Origin of the sequence: Pelagerythrobacter marinus (assembly GCF_034375205.1) — a bacterium.
GTDB classification, from domain to species: domain Bacteria; phylum Pseudomonadota; class Alphaproteobacteria; order Sphingomonadales; family Sphingomonadaceae; genus Pelagerythrobacter; species Pelagerythrobacter marinus.
On the sequence record NZ_CP139719.1, the window covers coordinates 2820900 to 2835171 of the forward strand.

Below are 14272 nucleotides of genomic sequence, written 5' to 3' on the forward strand. Positions count from 1 at the left end.
TTTCCTAATAGACCAGTAACGGGGCCGTGATGCAGTTTCGGGGAGGGTTCCGTCTTGGGTGTCGCCGCGCGTGAAGTTGCCGAAGTATTTGTAAACGCCCGGCGTTCGGGCCGCGCATTGGACGCCTATCCAGGCGGGACCGCGCCTGCCTCGCTCGAAGAGGCCTATGCCGTGCAGGATGCCGCCCTGGCCCTGTGGGACCGCCCCGTCGGCGGCTGGAAAGTCGGCAAGATCAACCCACCCGACGATGGCGTGCTCGGCGCCAACCGCCTCGCCGGCCCGATCCTGGCCGATACGATCGTCGAGGGCGGCGACGCGCCGGCCGCGATGCCGGTGTTCGCCGGCGGGTTTGCCGCGGCGGAGGCGGAGTTCATGCTCCGCCTCGCGCCCCCCGCCGCCGATGCACCGCCGCCGCAGACGAACGAGGAGGCCATGGCCTGGATCGACGAAGTGCGGATCGGCATGGAAATCGCATCCTCGCCCTATCCCGCGATCAACAGCGACGGCCCCTGCGTCACCGTGTCGGACCACGGCAACAATGCCGGGCTGGTGCTCGGCGCCCCTGTCGCGCGCGAGGCGTGGGAAGACCTTGCCTCGATCGAGGTCGCGCTGGACGTGAACGGCGAAACCGTCGGCCGGGCGACCACGGCGACGATGCTCGACGGGCCATTCGGCGCCGCGCGTTTCCTCCTCGCCAATCTCGCGCGCCGCTCGATCGCGCCGCAGGCCGGATGGTGGATCTCCAGCGGCGCGGTGACCGGGGTGCACGAAGTCGCGCCCGGCGACCGCGTGACCGCGCGCTTCGTCGGGCTCGGCGAACTCGACGCCCGGATCGTCGCCGGCCAGTAATCCCTGCCAACCGGATCGCCGGCGGCGATCACCCGGCCGTGGATCGCCCCGTCAGACCTCGTCGAGCGCGCGCGCGATGACGCGATAGACGCGCTGCAGCTCGTCGTCGCCGATACAATAAGGCGGCATGACATAGACCGTGTTGCCCAGCGGCCGCAGGAGAACGTCGTTCTCCGCGAAGAACCGCAGGAGCCGCGGCGCGAGATCCGACAGGTAGCCTTCCGCCGCGCCGACATCGAGCGCGGCGATCGTGCCCACCTGGCGCAGCGCGGTGGCCCGCGGATGATCGGCCAGCGCGGCCAGTGCCTCGCCCTGCCGGCGGCACAGGTCGGCGATCCGCTCGCGCACCGGCTCCTCGCGCCAGATCGCGAGGTTCGCCGCCGCCGCCGCGCAAGCGATCGGGTTGGCGGTATAGCTGGAGGAATGGAAGAACATCCGCGCCCGGTCCGGGGCGTAGTGCGCGGCGAAGATCGGCTCGCTCGCCATCGTCACTGCCAGCGGGATCGCGCCGCCGGTCAACCCCTTCGAAAGGCACAGGATGTCGGGCGCGATATCGGCCTGCTCGCAGGCGAGCAAGGTCCCCGTCCGCCCCCAGCCGGTCATCACCTCGTCGGCGATGAACAGGACGCCATGGCGGGCGCAGATCGCGTGCATTTCGCGCAGGACGGCGGGCGGGTAGGTCAGCATTCCCCCGGCCCCCAGCACCAGCGGTTCGACGATGAAGGCCGCCGCGCCTTGGCGGCAGGCGCGCTCCAGCGCATTGAGCGTCGCCCGGGCCGCGGCATCCTGCGGGAACGGGATCGTCTCGACGTCAAACAGCAGGGGTTCGTAAGCCCGGTTGAAGGCCCCGCGCGCGCCGACCGACATCGCCCCGATCGTGTCGCCGTGATAGCCGTGCTCAAGCACCAGGATGCGGTGGCGCGGGTCCCCGCGGTGCAGCCAGTAGCCCAGCGCCATCTTGAGCGCGACCTCGACGCTGGTCGATCCCGAATCGGAGAAGAACACGCGGGTGAGGTTGCCGGGCATGATCGCGCGCAGCCCGGCCGCGACCTCCTCTGCCGGTTCGTGGGTCCAGCCGGCGAAGATGATCTGGTCCAGCCGCTCCGCCTGGCGCGCAATGGCCGCGGCGATGCGCGGATGGGCATGGCCGTGGGTCGTCACCCACCACGACGATATCGCGTCGATCACGCGCCGCCCGTCGGCCGTGACGAGGATCGCGCCTTCCGCGCGCTCCACCTGCGGGATCGGTTCGCCCAGCCCGTGCTGGGTGAAGGGATGCCAGATCGGCGATCCGTTCATGCGAAGTCCCTCAGCTCGAAATTGTCGCGGAAGGCCTGCGCCAGGCTCTCGGCGGAGAGCGGCTCCAGCCACGGCAGGCGGCCGAGCCGGCGAACCCCGCCGATCTCGCAGATCGTCCGCTCGCTGTCGTCGTTGGCCTCGCCGACGAAGGCGATCCCCAGCACGCCGACCTGGCGGGCGCGTAGCGCCTCCAGCGTCATCAGGCTGTGATTGATCGTCCCCAGCCGAGTGCTCGCGACGACCACCACCGGATATGCCCAGCGCGCGAAGAGATCGGCGTAGAGCACCTGCCGCGTGACCGGCACCAGCGCGCCGCCGGCACCCTCGATCACCAGCGGCCCTTCCACCCGGGGCACTTCCAGCCGCTCGACCGCGATCTCGATCCCCTCCAGCTCGGCCGCGCGGTGCGGGGAACAGGGGGTGTCTAGGCGATAGGCTTCGGGCAGGATCCGGCGTTCCGGCACGCCCAGCGCCGCCACGCGGTGCGCATCGCCGCCGCCTTCGGTCCCTGCCTGGACCGGTTTCCAGTAGTGCGCGCCGAGCGCCGCGGCGAGCCCGGCGGCAAACACGGTCTTGCCGATATCGGTATCGGTTCCGGTAACGATCACGGGTCGCTTCACAGGATCTCCTCCAGTGCGCCGACAAGCGCGTCGACATCGCTTTCGGTCACATTGAGCGTCAGGGATATGCGCAGGCGCGCGGTCCCGACAGGGACGGTAGGGGGCCGGATTCCGCGCACGTCGAAGCCGCGATCCTGCAGCGCGGCGGCCGCGGCCATCGTCTTCCGGTCGTCGCCGAGGACGACCCGCTGGATCGGGCTATCGCTCGTCTCCAGGCCCAGCCCTGCGAGCGCGGCCTGCGCCCGTCCGACCAGGGCATGCAGCCGCTCGCGCCGCCAGGGTTCGTCGCGCAGGATCCGCAGGCTCTCGCGCACGGCCGCGGCCATCAGTGGCGAAGGCGCGGTCGAGAAGATGAACTGCCGCCCGCGGTTGACGATGAACTCGCGCATCGGTGCGGGGCCGAGGAGCAGCGCGCCCTCGCAGCCCAGGGCCTTGCCGCAGGTCTTGAGCGTGATCACGTTCTCCGCCCCGTCCAGCCCGCCTGCCAGGCCGCGCCCGTCGCGGCCGAAAACGCCGGTGGCATGGGCCTCGTCCACCAGCAGCATCGCCCCGGTGCGCTCGGCGAGATCGGCGAAGTCGGCCAGCGGCGCGCGATCGCCGTCCATGCTGTAGAGGCTCTCGACCGCGATCCACGCGGTCCCGCGCCCGCCCGCCTGTCGCCAGCGCGCGATCGCCTCGGCCGCGGCCTGGGGGTCGTTGTGCGCGAAACCCACCGCGTCCGCGCGGGCGAGGCGAATCCCCTCGTGCGCGCTGGCATGGACCAGCTCGTCGTGAACGATCAGGTCGCCGCGCTGCGGCAGGGTGGAGAAGAGCAGGGCATTGGCGCAATAGCCGGAGCCGAGAAAGACCGCGCCCTCGCTGCCGAAGAATCGCGCGGCTTCGTCCTCCAGCCGCTCGTGCTCCGGCGCATTGCCGCGCAGAAGCCGCGATCCGCCCGAACCGACCGGGACGCCGCGCGCCAGGGCCTCGGCCACGGCCTCGCGCAGGCGTGTGCTGCCGGCGAGGCCGAGGTAGTCGTTGGACGCGAAATCGCGCCCCTGCACCGGCACGAGATCCCGCCGGCGCCCGCTCCGTTCGAGCATGTCGAGGTCGCGCTGCAAGGTGTCGAGTGCCGTCATCGCCGCGCCGCTTAGCCGCAATCGCGCCGCTTGCCGAGTCGGCCCCGGTCGCCTTACACCGGGGACAGGCAAGCCAGGGGATGGGGGGCACGTGGCCGGGCGACGTCGTTATTCGGATCATCGCCGCCCGGGCGGCGGGCCGGGGTGGAAATTCGCCGGCGTCCTGGCGGCTTGCTTCCTGGTCACCTTTCTCGCCGTCTTCTTCTGGCGGGGCGACGCGCCGCGCGCGCCGATCGGTTCGGGACCGGAGCCGGTCGAGATCGCCGACGCGCCCGATCGCGAAACGCTGATCCGGCAGCGCTGGCCCGATACCCCGGCCCGGCTGGAGGCGGACCAGCCGGCCGTCGGCGCATTGGGCGGTGCGTCGCCCGGTCCCGCGCCGTCGGCCGGCGCGGCAGACACCTTGCAGGCCCGCTTCGCGCGCTGTTCCGGCCCGGTGCGCGAAACCTGCGTCGTCGATGGCGACACGTTCTGGTATCGCGGCACGAAGATCCGCGTGGCCGATATCGACGCGCCCGAAATCGCCAATCCCGGCTGCCGGCGCGAGGCGCAGCTGGGCGAACGGGCGACCCGGCGCCTCACGGCACTGCTGAACCAGGGGGCCTTTTCGCTCGAACGGGTCGGCCGCGACACCGATCGCTTCGGCCGAACGCTGCGCGAGGTTCGCCGTGGCGGCGTGAGCCTGGGGGAGAGGCTGGTGGCCGAAGGGCTGGCGGAACGCTGGGGCGGCGCGCGCATCGCCTGGTGCTAGGCCATTACCACCGGCGGCGGGGATAGGGCTCGCACGCCACGCCGTCGCCATCGCGATCCAGCGCCGGCCGGTAGCCGGGCTCGCCAATGCCGATGGGCGCCGCCCCCGCCGCGCGCGCGGCACGGCAATTGGGGTAATAGGCCTGGTTCTCGGTTGCTCTTGCCGCCTCCAGCGAAGGATCGGCCAGCGCCCACGGCCCGGTGCCCGAATTGTAGCGCTTTGGACGATCGAGCAGGTCGAACCCGGCGAACGAATCGCTTTGCAGGGCCGCGATGGCGCCCAGGCCGGCAGCGGCCAGCATCCAGCCGACAAGGTGCCCGTAACGTGCCATGGCCGCAGCATATCGGCCGCCGCTTGCCGGCAGGTAAACGGGCGCGCGGGGTCAGCCGGGGGCGGGCAAGCGCGCGATCTGGCGCGCGATCTCCGCCGCGAGGAGGGCGTTCGCGGGGTCATCGGCGCCGGCGAGCAGCCGGTCGCGCTCCGCCTCCAGCATGGCCCGGCGGCGGTGCACGGGCGCGGCCGCGACCTCGGCGTAGAATCGCACCAGCCGCGGCCAGGGCGCACCTTCGATCGGGACATCCTCGGCCCAGCGCGAAAACGGCTCCCCGGCGGGGTGCCAGCGTCCGTCGGGTCCGCGGCGGAGGAAGAACAGCACGGTCGTGCCTCGGGCGAAGTTCCGGCGGATGCAGGCGCCGGTGAAGCTGTCCGGGTGAGCATCCGCCAGTTCGTGGGGGTTGGACAGGTCCACTTGCCCGGCCGCGACCGCCCGCGCGCCTTCGATGGCGATCGGTCCGCCGGGCATTGCGCCCTTGAGCGCCTCGATCGGATCGACGCGCAGGCGCCCGGGATGCTCCTGCGCCGCCTCGTCGCCCGCCACCACCCGGCCGAGCACGATCAGCTCGGCATCGGCGACGAGTTCGAGGTTTGTGGGGACGCGGTAACCGGGGACGACCGAACAGGCGAGCGCCGGGCTGGCGCAGGCCAGCAGGGCGGCAAGGGGCCACGCGCGCATGGCGCCCGTTGCGATCCGCCTTCGCCCCCGAGCAGGCAAGCCGGCCTTACTCCGCCGCGACGGTGCCGCTGTCGCCGTCTTCGCCGAACAGCCCGGGGCCCTCGTCGCCCTGGTCGTTCGCCTCTTCGCCCTTCTTCGCCTTCTGCCGCTTGTCGAAGCTCGACCACACGTCCTGCCAGTTGCCGCGCGTGGCGCCCTTCGAATACTCGGTCGCGCGGGTTTCGAAGAAATTGGCATGCTCCACGCCGTTCAGCAGCGGCGCGAGCCAGGGCAGGGGGTGGTCCTCCACCATGTAGATCGGCTGGAGGCCGAGCTGGCCCAGGCGCCAGTCGGCGATATAGCGGATGTACTTCTTGATCTCCTTCGCCGTCATGCCGCTGACGGGGCCCATCTCGAACGCGAGATCGATGAAGTTGTCCTCCAGCCGCACCGACTTCTGGCAGATGTCGATGATGTCTTCCTTCACCGCCTTGGTATAGCAGTCGCGCTCGCGCACGAATTCGTGGAACAGGCGGATGATGCCTTCGCAGTGAAGGCTCTCGTCGCGCACCGACCAGCTGACGATCTGGCCCATGCCCTTCATCTTGTTGAAGCGCGGGAAGTTCATCAGCATGGCGAAGCTGGCGAACAGCTGCATCCCCTCGGTGAAACCGCCGAAAGCGGCCAGGGTGCGGGCGATGTCCTCGTCCGTATCGACCCCGAAGATCTGCAGGTAATCGTGCTTGTCCTTCATCTCCTCGTACTCGAGGAAGGCCGAATATTCGCTCTCGGGCATGCCGATCGTGTCGAGCAGGTGCGAATAGGCCGCGATATGCACCGTCTCCATGTTGGAGAAGGCGGTCAGCATCATCTTGACCTCGGTCGGCTTGAACACGCGCCCATACTTGTCGTGGTAGCAATCCTGCACCTCGACATCGGCCTGGGTGAAGAAACGGAAGATCTGCGTCAGCAGGTTGCGCTCGTGCTCCGAGATCTTCTGCGCCCAGTCGCGGCAGTCCTCGCCCAGCGGCACTTCCTCGGGCATCCAGTGGATCTGCTGCTGGCGTTTCCAGAAGTCGTAGGCCCACGGGTATTCGAACGGCTTGTAGGTCTTGCGGGCTTCGAGCAACGACATCTTGTGGTCTCCGGTTTGGCGCTTGGCGACTCTTATAGGCAATCACGTGCCGCTTTCGAAGGCAAGCGATAGCGATTCGGCGGGGATAAGCCGGGCCCTCCTTGCGGCGACCGCCCGGAACGTTGGCCCGCCCTGCCCGGTTGATCGGGGGAAAGGAGAATCCCCATGGGCGAATACGAACCGAACGACAGCCGCAACGTCACGCTGAAGCCGGGCCACGAACCGGGCGGCATCGAACGCACCGGCCCGCGCGAGGGCGAAACCCGCGAAGGCACGAAGAACGAAGGCGCCGGCGAAGGCCGCGAGCCGGAAGGCGGCGTCCACGATCTCAACACCGGGGCGATCGGCGAGCGCCAGGCCGGCGATGCCGTGGTCGGCGAAACCTCCACCGATCCCGCGCGGCGCGCGCGGGCCGATGCCGACCGCCCGCTCTGACCGATCGGCCCGCCGGCCAGCGAGCCGTGGCTGGCGTGCGCCGAAACGCGGAACGAACCCCGCCCCCGCCCCGTTGGTAGGGTAGACAAGCAATTGAAAGGATTTGATTTTATGTTCGAGAAGCTGCGCATCAAGGAACACATGGAAGTGGCCGACTGCAAGGGCCAGCACGTCGGCACGGTCGACGAAGTCAAGGACGACGCGATCAAGCTGACCCGCTCCGACAGCGCCGACGACATGCATCACTTCCTCTCGCTCGACGAAGTCGAGAAGATCGACGACAACCGCATCTACCTGAAGGAAGACGCACGGATCCCGGATGGCCTTGGGACCAATGCGACCCAGGCAGGCACCCCTCAGGCGATCTGACCCGCTTACGCTCAACCGCTGCGTTTCCCCGACGACAGCGGACAGCGAGGCCCCGGCCCGCCATCACGGCGCGGCCGGGGTTTTTCCATGCGGGGCGTGCTGCGGTTCCTACCGCGCGCCCTGCTATTGGCAGGCGAGGCATTCCTCGTAGTCGGTCTGCTCGCCGCCGGCGCTCAGCTCGTACTTCGCGGCGTCGGTCGTGTTGTCCGCTTCCACGCCGCCGGCGAACCCGGCGCGCTGGACCGATTTCGAGCGGAGGTAATAGAGCGACTTGATCCCCTTCTCCCACGCCTGGAAGTGGAGCATCATCAGGTCCCACTTGTCGACGTCGGCCGGGATGAACAGGTTCAGCGACTGCGCCTGGTCGATATAGGGCGTGCGGTCCGCCGCGAATTCGAGCAGCCAGCGCTGGTCGATCTCGAAGCTGGTCTTGAAGGTCGCCTTCTCTTCCGGGGTCAGGAAATCGAGGTGCTGGACCGAGCCGCCGCGTTCGAGGATCGAGTTCCACACGTTGGTGGAATCCTTCGACTTTTCGCGCAGAAGCTTTTCCAGGTAGGGGTTCTTGACCACGAACGAGCCGGACAGGGTCTTGTGCGTGTAGATATTGGCCGGGATCGGTTCGATGCAGGCGCTGGTGCCGCCGCAGATGATGCTGATCGAGGCCGTGGGCGCAATCGCCATCTTGCAGCTGAACCGCTCCATCGCGCCCATTTCCTCCGCATCCGGGCACGGGCCACGTTCCTTGGCCAGCATCATCGATGCCTCGTTCGCCTTGGCATTGATGTGCTTGAACATCTTGAGGTTCCACACCTTGGCCATCGGGCTTTCGAAGCCGATGTTCTTGCTCTGCAGGAAGGAGTGGAAGCCCATCACGCCCATCCCGACGCTGCGTTCGCGCATGGCCGAGTATTTCGCCCGCGCCATTTCGGGCGGCGCGCGATCGATATAGTCCTGCAGCACGTTGTCGAGGAAACGCATCACGTCCTCGATGAACTGCTTGTCGCCTTCCCACTCCTCCCACTTCTCGAGGTTGAGCGAGGAGAGGCAGCAGACCGCGGTGCGATCTTCGCCCAGGTGGTCGCGCCCGGTGGGCAGGGTGATTTCCGAACAGAGGTTGGAGGTCGAAACCTTCAGCCCCAGGTCGCGGTGATGCTTGGGCATCATGCGGTTCACCGTGTCGGAGAAGACGATATAGGGCTCGCCCGTCGCCAGCCGCGTTTCGACCAGCTTCTGGAACAGGCTGCGCGCATCGACGGTCTTGCGCACGCTCCCGTCGCGCGGGGAGACGAGATCGAACTCGGCCCCTTCGCGCACTGCCTCCATGAAGGCATCCGACAGCAGCACGCCGTGGTGCAGGTTCAGCGCCTTGCGGTTGAAATCGCCCGACGGCTTGCGGATTTCGAGGAACTCCTCGATTTCCGGGTGCGAGATGTCGATGTAGCAGGCGGCCGATCCGCGCCGCAGCGAACCCTGCGAAATCGCGAGCGTCAGGCTGTCCATGACCCGCACGAAGGGGATGATGCCGCTGGTCTTGCCGTTGAGGCCGACCGGTTCGCCGATGCCGCGCACCTGGCCCCAGTACGTGCCGATGCCGCCGCCCCGGCTGGCAAGCCAGACGTTCTCGTTCCAGGTGCCGACGATCCCCTCCAGGCTGTCCTCCACGCTGTTGAGGTAGCAGGAGATCGGCAGGCCGCGGTTGGTGCCGCCGTTTGACAGAACCGGCGTTGCGGGCATGAACCACAGCTTCGAAATATAGTCGTACAGGCGCTGGGCATGGTCCTGATCGTCGGCGTAGGCATCGGCGACGCGGGCGAAGAGATCCTGGAACTTCTCGCCCGGCAGCAGGTAGCGGTCGATCAGCGTTTCCTTGCCGAACTCGGTCAGGTTCGCATCGCGCGATTCGTCGGTCACGATGTCGAACCGCCGGTCGAGGATCTTCTTGCTGTCGGGCTTTTCCGCATTGGCTTCGGCAGCCGCGGCGACAGCCTGCGCCAGCGCGGCGTTCGCCTTGTCGGCGACCGCTGCCTCGCCGGCGGATGCGTCCACCAGCTGCTCGCTGCCCTTGTCTGCCTGTTCCATCGTCACTGCTGCCTTCTCATGCCCGGCCTGGTCCTCGTGCCGGCTGCCGGCCGGCGTTGCTTCGGAAAGATCGCCCGCATCCTGCCGGTCGAGACCCATTGCCGCTTCGTCTCCGGTCCTGAAATCCATCGTTGCCCACCCACTTTCGCGCCGTTGCGAACAACGGGGCCGCGGCGCCCGTCGTTCCATCCTGTTTCGTCATGGCGGATGGCCCCCGCCACGGCATCGATCACGGCAAAACGGGCAAACTGTCCCCCCGATCTGCCCCGTCCGGCCCTGTCGCCCGCCCCCGTCGGCATCCCCGCAAGCCGCCTGCCAGCCCATGGGAGGAAAACGGCGCGAAAACACGATCTAGTGGGTCATCGACCCGACCTGACCACTAGATACTGAATCACAGCGACTCCGCGCGCAAGGGGCGAAATGACGGCAGGCCAGCCATTTAGCGGGTGTCTTACCCGGGCCGCACACTGCGACGCGCGGGTTTTCCTTGGCTCTGCCCAAGTGCAACCCCCAAAATGATTCCGTGAAAAAATATATGTGCGGAAAGTGGGGTCGCCAGGCCTTTGAATCAATCGAATCGGGCGGCGCAATTTCCTGTCCGCCGCGGGCCTGCCGGCGACATCGCCCCGGCGCCCGGACCGCGGCCGGTCAGGCCTCGCCCCCGGTCCTGCCGGCAGCGCGGGCGTGCTGCGCGATCTCTTCGGCCATCGGCTCCACCAGTTCGAGCGGGAGATCGTGGCCCATGCCCGGGAAAGTCCGCAGGCGCGCGCCGCGAATCGCGGCCGCCGTATCCTCGCCGCCGGCCAGCGGGACGAGGGGGTCCGCCTCCCCGTGCAGGACCAGCGTGGGCGCCTCCACGCCGCGCAGCCGCTTGCGCCGGTCGCCGTCGGCAATGATCGCCGCGATCTGCCGCTGGAGGCCGGCGGGGTAATAGCTGCGGCGAATACCGGCGGTGACGTTGGCCCGCAGCCGCTCTTCCTCCGCCGGGTAGGCCGGGCTGCCGATCGTGCGCGCGATCTTCATCCCGTGGGCGACGAGAACCGCCTCGTCGGTCGAATCGGGCCGCCTGGTCAGCACGTCGAGCGCTTCCTTGCGCGCGGGCGGCAGGCGCCGGTTGCCGGTGGTGGACATGATCGACGTCAGCGAGATCGCCCGCTCCGGCCAGGTGAAGGCGACATGTTGCGCGATCATGCCGCCCATGCTGGCGCCGACGATGTGCGCACGCTCGATTCCGATCGCGTCGAGCAGGCCCACCGCGTCGGCGGCCATGTCGTTCAGCGTATACGGCACGCGGGGCGCCAGCCCGATCCGGCCGAGCAGCATCAGCGGCAGGATGCCGGGTGCCTTCACCCCATCGAACTTGTGGCTGAGGCCGATGTCGCGGTTGTCGTAGCGGATCACGCGGAAACCACGCCCGGCCAGGGCCTCCACCAGTTCGATCGGCCAGAGCGTCAGCTGCGCGCCCAGCCCCATGATCAGCAGGATCGGCGGGTCGGCCGGATCGCCGTGGTCTTCATATTCGATCGCAATGCCGTTCGCGGTAATCTGCGCCACGCGCTGCCCCCCTCGTGCGCGAGGCCCCGGGTGGAGCCTGCCGGTTTCGATCTGCAACGAAGCGCATTCGCGCCGAAGGATCAACCGGCGAAGCGCGCCGCCGCGTCAGGGCACCAGCACGGTATCGCGGGCGAGCGGGTCCGTTTCCGGATAATCGAGGGTGAAATGCAGGCCGCGGCTCTCGCGCCGCGCCAGCGCGCTGCGCACGATCAGGTCGGCGCACTGGTGCAGGTTGCGCAGCTCGACCAAGTCGGTCGTGACCCGGAACGAGCCGTAATAGTCCTCGATCTCCTGCGCCAGCAGGTCGATCCGGTTGCGCGCGCGTTCCAGCCGCTTGGTCGTGCGCACGATCCCGACGTAGTTCCACATCATGCGCCGGATCTCGGTCCAGTTCTGCTTGATGACGACTTCCTCGTCCGAATCGGTCACCCGGCTCTCGTCCCACTCGCGGATCGCGGGCGGCGGCGGCAGGTCGTCCCACCCGGCCAGGATGTCGCGCGCGGCCGCTTCGCCGAACACGAAACATTCGAGCAGCGAGTTCGAGGCCAGGCGATTGGCGCCGTGCAGCCCGCTTTCGGTGCATTCGCCGGCCGCCCACAGGCCGGGCAGGTCGGTGCGCGCGTCGAGCCCGATCACGACGCCGCCGCAGGTATAGTGCTGCGCCGGCACGACCGGGATCGGTTCGCGCGTCATGTCGATCCCCAATCCCTGCAGCTTCTCGTGGATCGTCGGGAAATGCTGGCGCACGAAATCGGGCGGCTGGTGGCTGATGTCGAGGTGGACGTAATCGAGGCCATAGCGCTTGATCTGGTCGTCGTTCGCCCGCGCGACGATATCGCGCGGGGCCAGTTCCATCCGTTCGGGATCGTAATCGGCCATGTAGCGATGGCCCGTTTCCGGGTGCAGCAGGTGCCCGCCCTCGCCGCGCACGGCCTCGGTGATGAGGAAGTTCTTGACCTCCAGGTTGTAGAGGCAGGTCGGGTGGAACTGCATCATTTCCATGTTCGAAACCCGCGCCCCGGCGCGCCAGGCCATGGCGATCCCGTCGCCCGTCGCGCCGCGCGGCGCGGTCGAGAACTGGTAGACGCGCCCCGCCCCGCCAGCGGCGAGCACGGTCGCGCGGGCCACGTGCGCTTCCACCCGGCCGCTCGCCTCGTCGAGCGCATAGGCACCCCAGACCCGTCCGTCGCCGGAGAACTTCTCGCCATGGCGACCGGTGATCAGGTCGATGCAGGCACGCCCGGGCAGCAGGGTCACGTTGGGGTGGGCGCGCGCGGCCCTCAGCAGCGCGTCCTGCACCGCCCAGCCGGTCGCGTCGTCGACGTGGACGATCCGCCGGTGCGAATGCCCGCCCTCGCGGGTCAGGTGCAGGTCCGCGCCCTCGGTATTGAACGGCACGCCCAGTTCCACCAGCCGGTCGATCGAACGCGGCGCGCGCTCGATCACGAATTCCACCGTCTCGCGGCGGTTGAGGCCGGCGCCGGCGATCATCGTGTCGCGCACGTGGTTCTCGAACGTGTCGCCGGCGTCGAGCACGGCCGCGATGCCGCCCTGCGCCCAGGCCGTGCTGCCGCCGGTCAGCGACCCCTTGGCCAGCACCGTGACACGGTGCGTTTCAGCCAGCGCCAGGGCTGCCGTCAGGCCCGCTGCGCCCGAGCCGATCACGAGGATGTCACATTTGTTCATCGCTTCTGTCTTGCACATGGCAGGCGCGGGCAACAGAGAGGAGATATAATGGTCAAGATAGCCGCGATGTGCTAGGACGGGGCCGGCCGCGACTGGCGGGGAACTGGTGGGATGGCAAACGGAAAAGAGAACGAGGAAGACCGGCTGCGGCGCGAACGCGACGAGGCCGAGCACGAGGAAGCGATTGCCAAGCGCCTTCTGGGCCGCGCCGCGGCGGAGATAGAGACTCTCGCCGACGCCGACTGCGAGGAATCGGCCAAGGACCAGGCGCTGGAGGCCGCGCGCCGGTTCCGCCACGCGGCCGGCCGCTAGCGCGCTTCGGCGCCGCCCGCGCGGTGTTGCCCCCCGGTTATTGCCCGCGCGCGCTGGTCAGCGAAACGAACACGTCTTCCAGGTCCGCCTCGCGCGTGGTCACGTCCTCGATCGCGTAGCCGTGCGCCTGGACCCGCGCGAGGACCTGCCCGGCGCTGGTCGCGTCGCGGTCGTAAGTCACCTCCAGCGTGCGCGGATCGATCGCCTCGGCTTTCAGGAACCCTTCTTCCATCGGCGGCCCGGCAAGATCGCGATCGACGGTGACGCGCACGATCTTCTCGCGCGCCATGCCGACCAGTTCGCGCGTCGGCTTGTCCGCGATCAGCTTGCCGTGGTTGATGATCGCGATCCGGTCGCACAGCTGCTCTGCCTCCTCCAGGTAATGGGTGGTGAGCACGACGGTGACCCCTTCGGCGTTGAGTTCGCCCACGAGGTCCCACAGCTGGCGGCGCAGTTCCACGTCCACGCCGGCGGTCGGCTCGTCCAGCACGAGGATCGGCGGCGAATGGACCATGGCCTTGGCGATCAGCAGGCGCCGCTTCATCCCCCCGGACAGGGTCCGGGCATAGGCATCGCGCTTGTCGGCCAGGTGGACCGCGGCAAGCAGCTGCTCGCTGCGCCGGTCGGTCTTGCCGATGCCGTAGAACCCGCCCTGGTTCTCCAGCACCTCGAACGGGGTGAAGAACGGGTCGAAGACGATTTCCTGCGGCACGATCCCGATCATGCGCTTGGCGTTGCGGGGGCTGCGGTCGATGTCGAACCCCCAGATCTCGGCCCGGCCGGCGGTCTTGGTGACCAGCCCCGCGAGAATGTTGATCAGCGTCGACTTGCCCGCACCGTTGGGGCCGAGCAGGCCGAAGATCTGGCCTTGCGGCACGTCGAAGCTCACCCCGTCGAGCGCGAGCTTGCCCGGTTCGCCCTTCTCGCCGGCATAGCGCTTGGTCAGGTCGCGGATCGCGATTGCGGGCGGCGTTTCGGCCGGGGGCAGCGGGCTGGACTGGGCGGGATCGGTCATGGCGGTCCAATTGGCCCCCTGCAGCCGATCCGTAAAGGGCCAGTTGCGCAGCCGGGCGC

At 68.7% G+C, this 14272-nt stretch carries 15 protein-coding genes; 5 read left to right on the top strand and 10 right to left on the bottom strand.

Annotated elements, in window-relative coordinates; genetic code table 11:
- Positions 1–117 precede the first annotated feature (117 nt).
- Positions 118–849 (top strand): 2-keto-4-pentenoate hydratase, encoded by a 732-nt coding sequence (locus tag T8T98_RS13740; RefSeq protein ID WP_251104761.1) that lies wholly within the window; start codon positions 118–120, stop codon positions 847–849.
- A 51-nt stretch (positions 850–900) separates the two neighbouring features.
- On the opposite strand, the gene T8T98_RS13745 is transcribed toward T8T98_RS13740, so the two are convergent.
- The 3 genes from T8T98_RS13745 to T8T98_RS13755 are packed head-to-tail and all read right to left on the bottom strand — an operon-like array spanning position 901 to position 3886.
- Entirely contained in the window at positions 901–2148 is a 1248-nt protein-coding gene (locus tag T8T98_RS13745; RefSeq protein WP_251104760.1) for an adenosylmethionine--8-amino-7-oxononanoate transaminase, read from the bottom strand.
- Positions 2145–2756, bottom strand: a complete 612-nt coding sequence (bioD, locus tag T8T98_RS13750; protein WP_251104759.1) for a dethiobiotin synthase — start codon at positions 2754–2756, stop codon at positions 2145–2147. Before bioD ends, T8T98_RS13745 begins: the two co-directional genes overlap by 4 nt.
- Before the next feature lie 8 nt (positions 2757–2764).
- A complete protein-coding gene (locus T8T98_RS13755; protein WP_251104758.1) occupies positions 2765–3886 on the bottom strand; it encodes an 8-amino-7-oxononanoate synthase in 1122 nt (373 codons plus the stop codon).
- Positions 3887–3977: 91 nt separating this feature from the next.
- On the opposite strand from T8T98_RS13755, the gene T8T98_RS13760 reads away from it, so the two are divergent.
- Positions 3978–4637: a thermonuclease family protein gene (locus T8T98_RS13760; protein ID WP_251104757.1), complete on the top strand. Its 660-nt coding sequence runs from the start codon at positions 3978–3980 to the stop codon at positions 4635–4637.
- 4 nt (positions 4638–4641) lie between these two features.
- Here the strand turns inward: T8T98_RS13760 and T8T98_RS13765 are convergent, their stop codons facing one another.
- Genes T8T98_RS13765 through T8T98_RS13775 form a run of 3 tightly spaced genes read right to left on the bottom strand, consistent with a single transcriptional unit; the run spans position 4642 to position 6763 of the window.
- Positions 4642–4968 carry an excalibur calcium-binding domain-containing protein gene (locus T8T98_RS13765; protein ID WP_251104756.1) on the bottom strand — a complete coding sequence of 109 codons (327 nt, stop codon included), beginning with the start codon at positions 4966–4968 and terminating at the stop codon, positions 4642–4644.
- Between the two features lie 51 nt (positions 4969–5019).
- Complete coding sequence (locus tag T8T98_RS13770) at positions 5020–5649, bottom strand: hypothetical protein (RefSeq protein ID WP_251104755.1); 630 nt, start codon at positions 5647–5649, stop codon at positions 5020–5022.
- A 46-nt stretch (positions 5650–5695) separates the two neighbouring features.
- Positions 5696–6763 (bottom strand): ribonucleotide-diphosphate reductase subunit beta, encoded by a 1068-nt coding sequence (locus T8T98_RS13775; protein ID WP_160734166.1) that lies wholly within the window; start codon positions 6761–6763, stop codon positions 5696–5698.
- 165 nt (positions 6764–6928) lie between these two features.
- Here T8T98_RS13775 and T8T98_RS13780 point away from each other — a divergent pair, with 165 nt between their 5' ends.
- A complete protein-coding gene (locus tag T8T98_RS13780; RefSeq protein ID WP_251104754.1) occupies positions 6929–7198 on the top strand; it encodes a hypothetical protein in 270 nt (89 codons plus the stop codon).
- 111 nt (positions 7199–7309) lie between these two features.
- Positions 7310–7567 (top strand): DUF2171 domain-containing protein, encoded by a 258-nt coding sequence (locus T8T98_RS13785; RefSeq protein ID WP_160734168.1) that lies wholly within the window; start codon positions 7310–7312, stop codon positions 7565–7567.
- A gap of 123 nt (positions 7568–7690) precedes the next feature.
- On the opposite strand, the gene T8T98_RS13790 is transcribed toward T8T98_RS13785, so the two are convergent.
- From T8T98_RS13790 to nadB, 3 genes are all read right to left on the bottom strand, one after another.
- The gene (locus T8T98_RS13790; protein ID WP_407675123.1) at positions 7691–9646 is read right to left on the bottom strand and encodes a ribonucleoside-diphosphate reductase subunit alpha; all 1956 of its coding nucleotides are present in this window, start codon (positions 9644–9646) and stop codon (positions 7691–7693) included.
- 648 nt (positions 9647–10294) lie between these two features.
- Positions 10295–11200, bottom strand: a complete 906-nt coding sequence (locus T8T98_RS13795; RefSeq protein ID WP_251104752.1) for an alpha/beta fold hydrolase — start codon at positions 11198–11200, stop codon at positions 10295–10297.
- A gap of 105 nt (positions 11201–11305) precedes the next feature.
- Positions 11306–12886, bottom strand: a complete 1581-nt coding sequence (gene nadB / locus T8T98_RS13800; RefSeq protein WP_251104751.1) for an L-aspartate oxidase — start codon at positions 12884–12886, stop codon at positions 11306–11308.
- Positions 12887–12997: 111 nt separating this feature from the next.
- Between nadB and T8T98_RS13805 the strand changes: the two genes are divergently transcribed.
- The gene (locus tag T8T98_RS13805) at positions 12998–13198 is read left to right on the top strand and encodes a hypothetical protein (protein ID WP_160734171.1); all 201 of its coding nucleotides are present in this window, start codon (positions 12998–13000) and stop codon (positions 13196–13198) included.
- Between the two features lie 37 nt (positions 13199–13235).
- Here T8T98_RS13805 and T8T98_RS13810 read toward each other — a convergent pair whose 3' ends face one another.
- Positions 13236–14213: an ABC transporter ATP-binding protein gene (locus T8T98_RS13810; protein WP_251104750.1), complete on the bottom strand. Its 978-nt coding sequence runs from the start codon at positions 14211–14213 to the stop codon at positions 13236–13238.
- Positions 14214–14272: the final 59 nt, after the last annotated feature.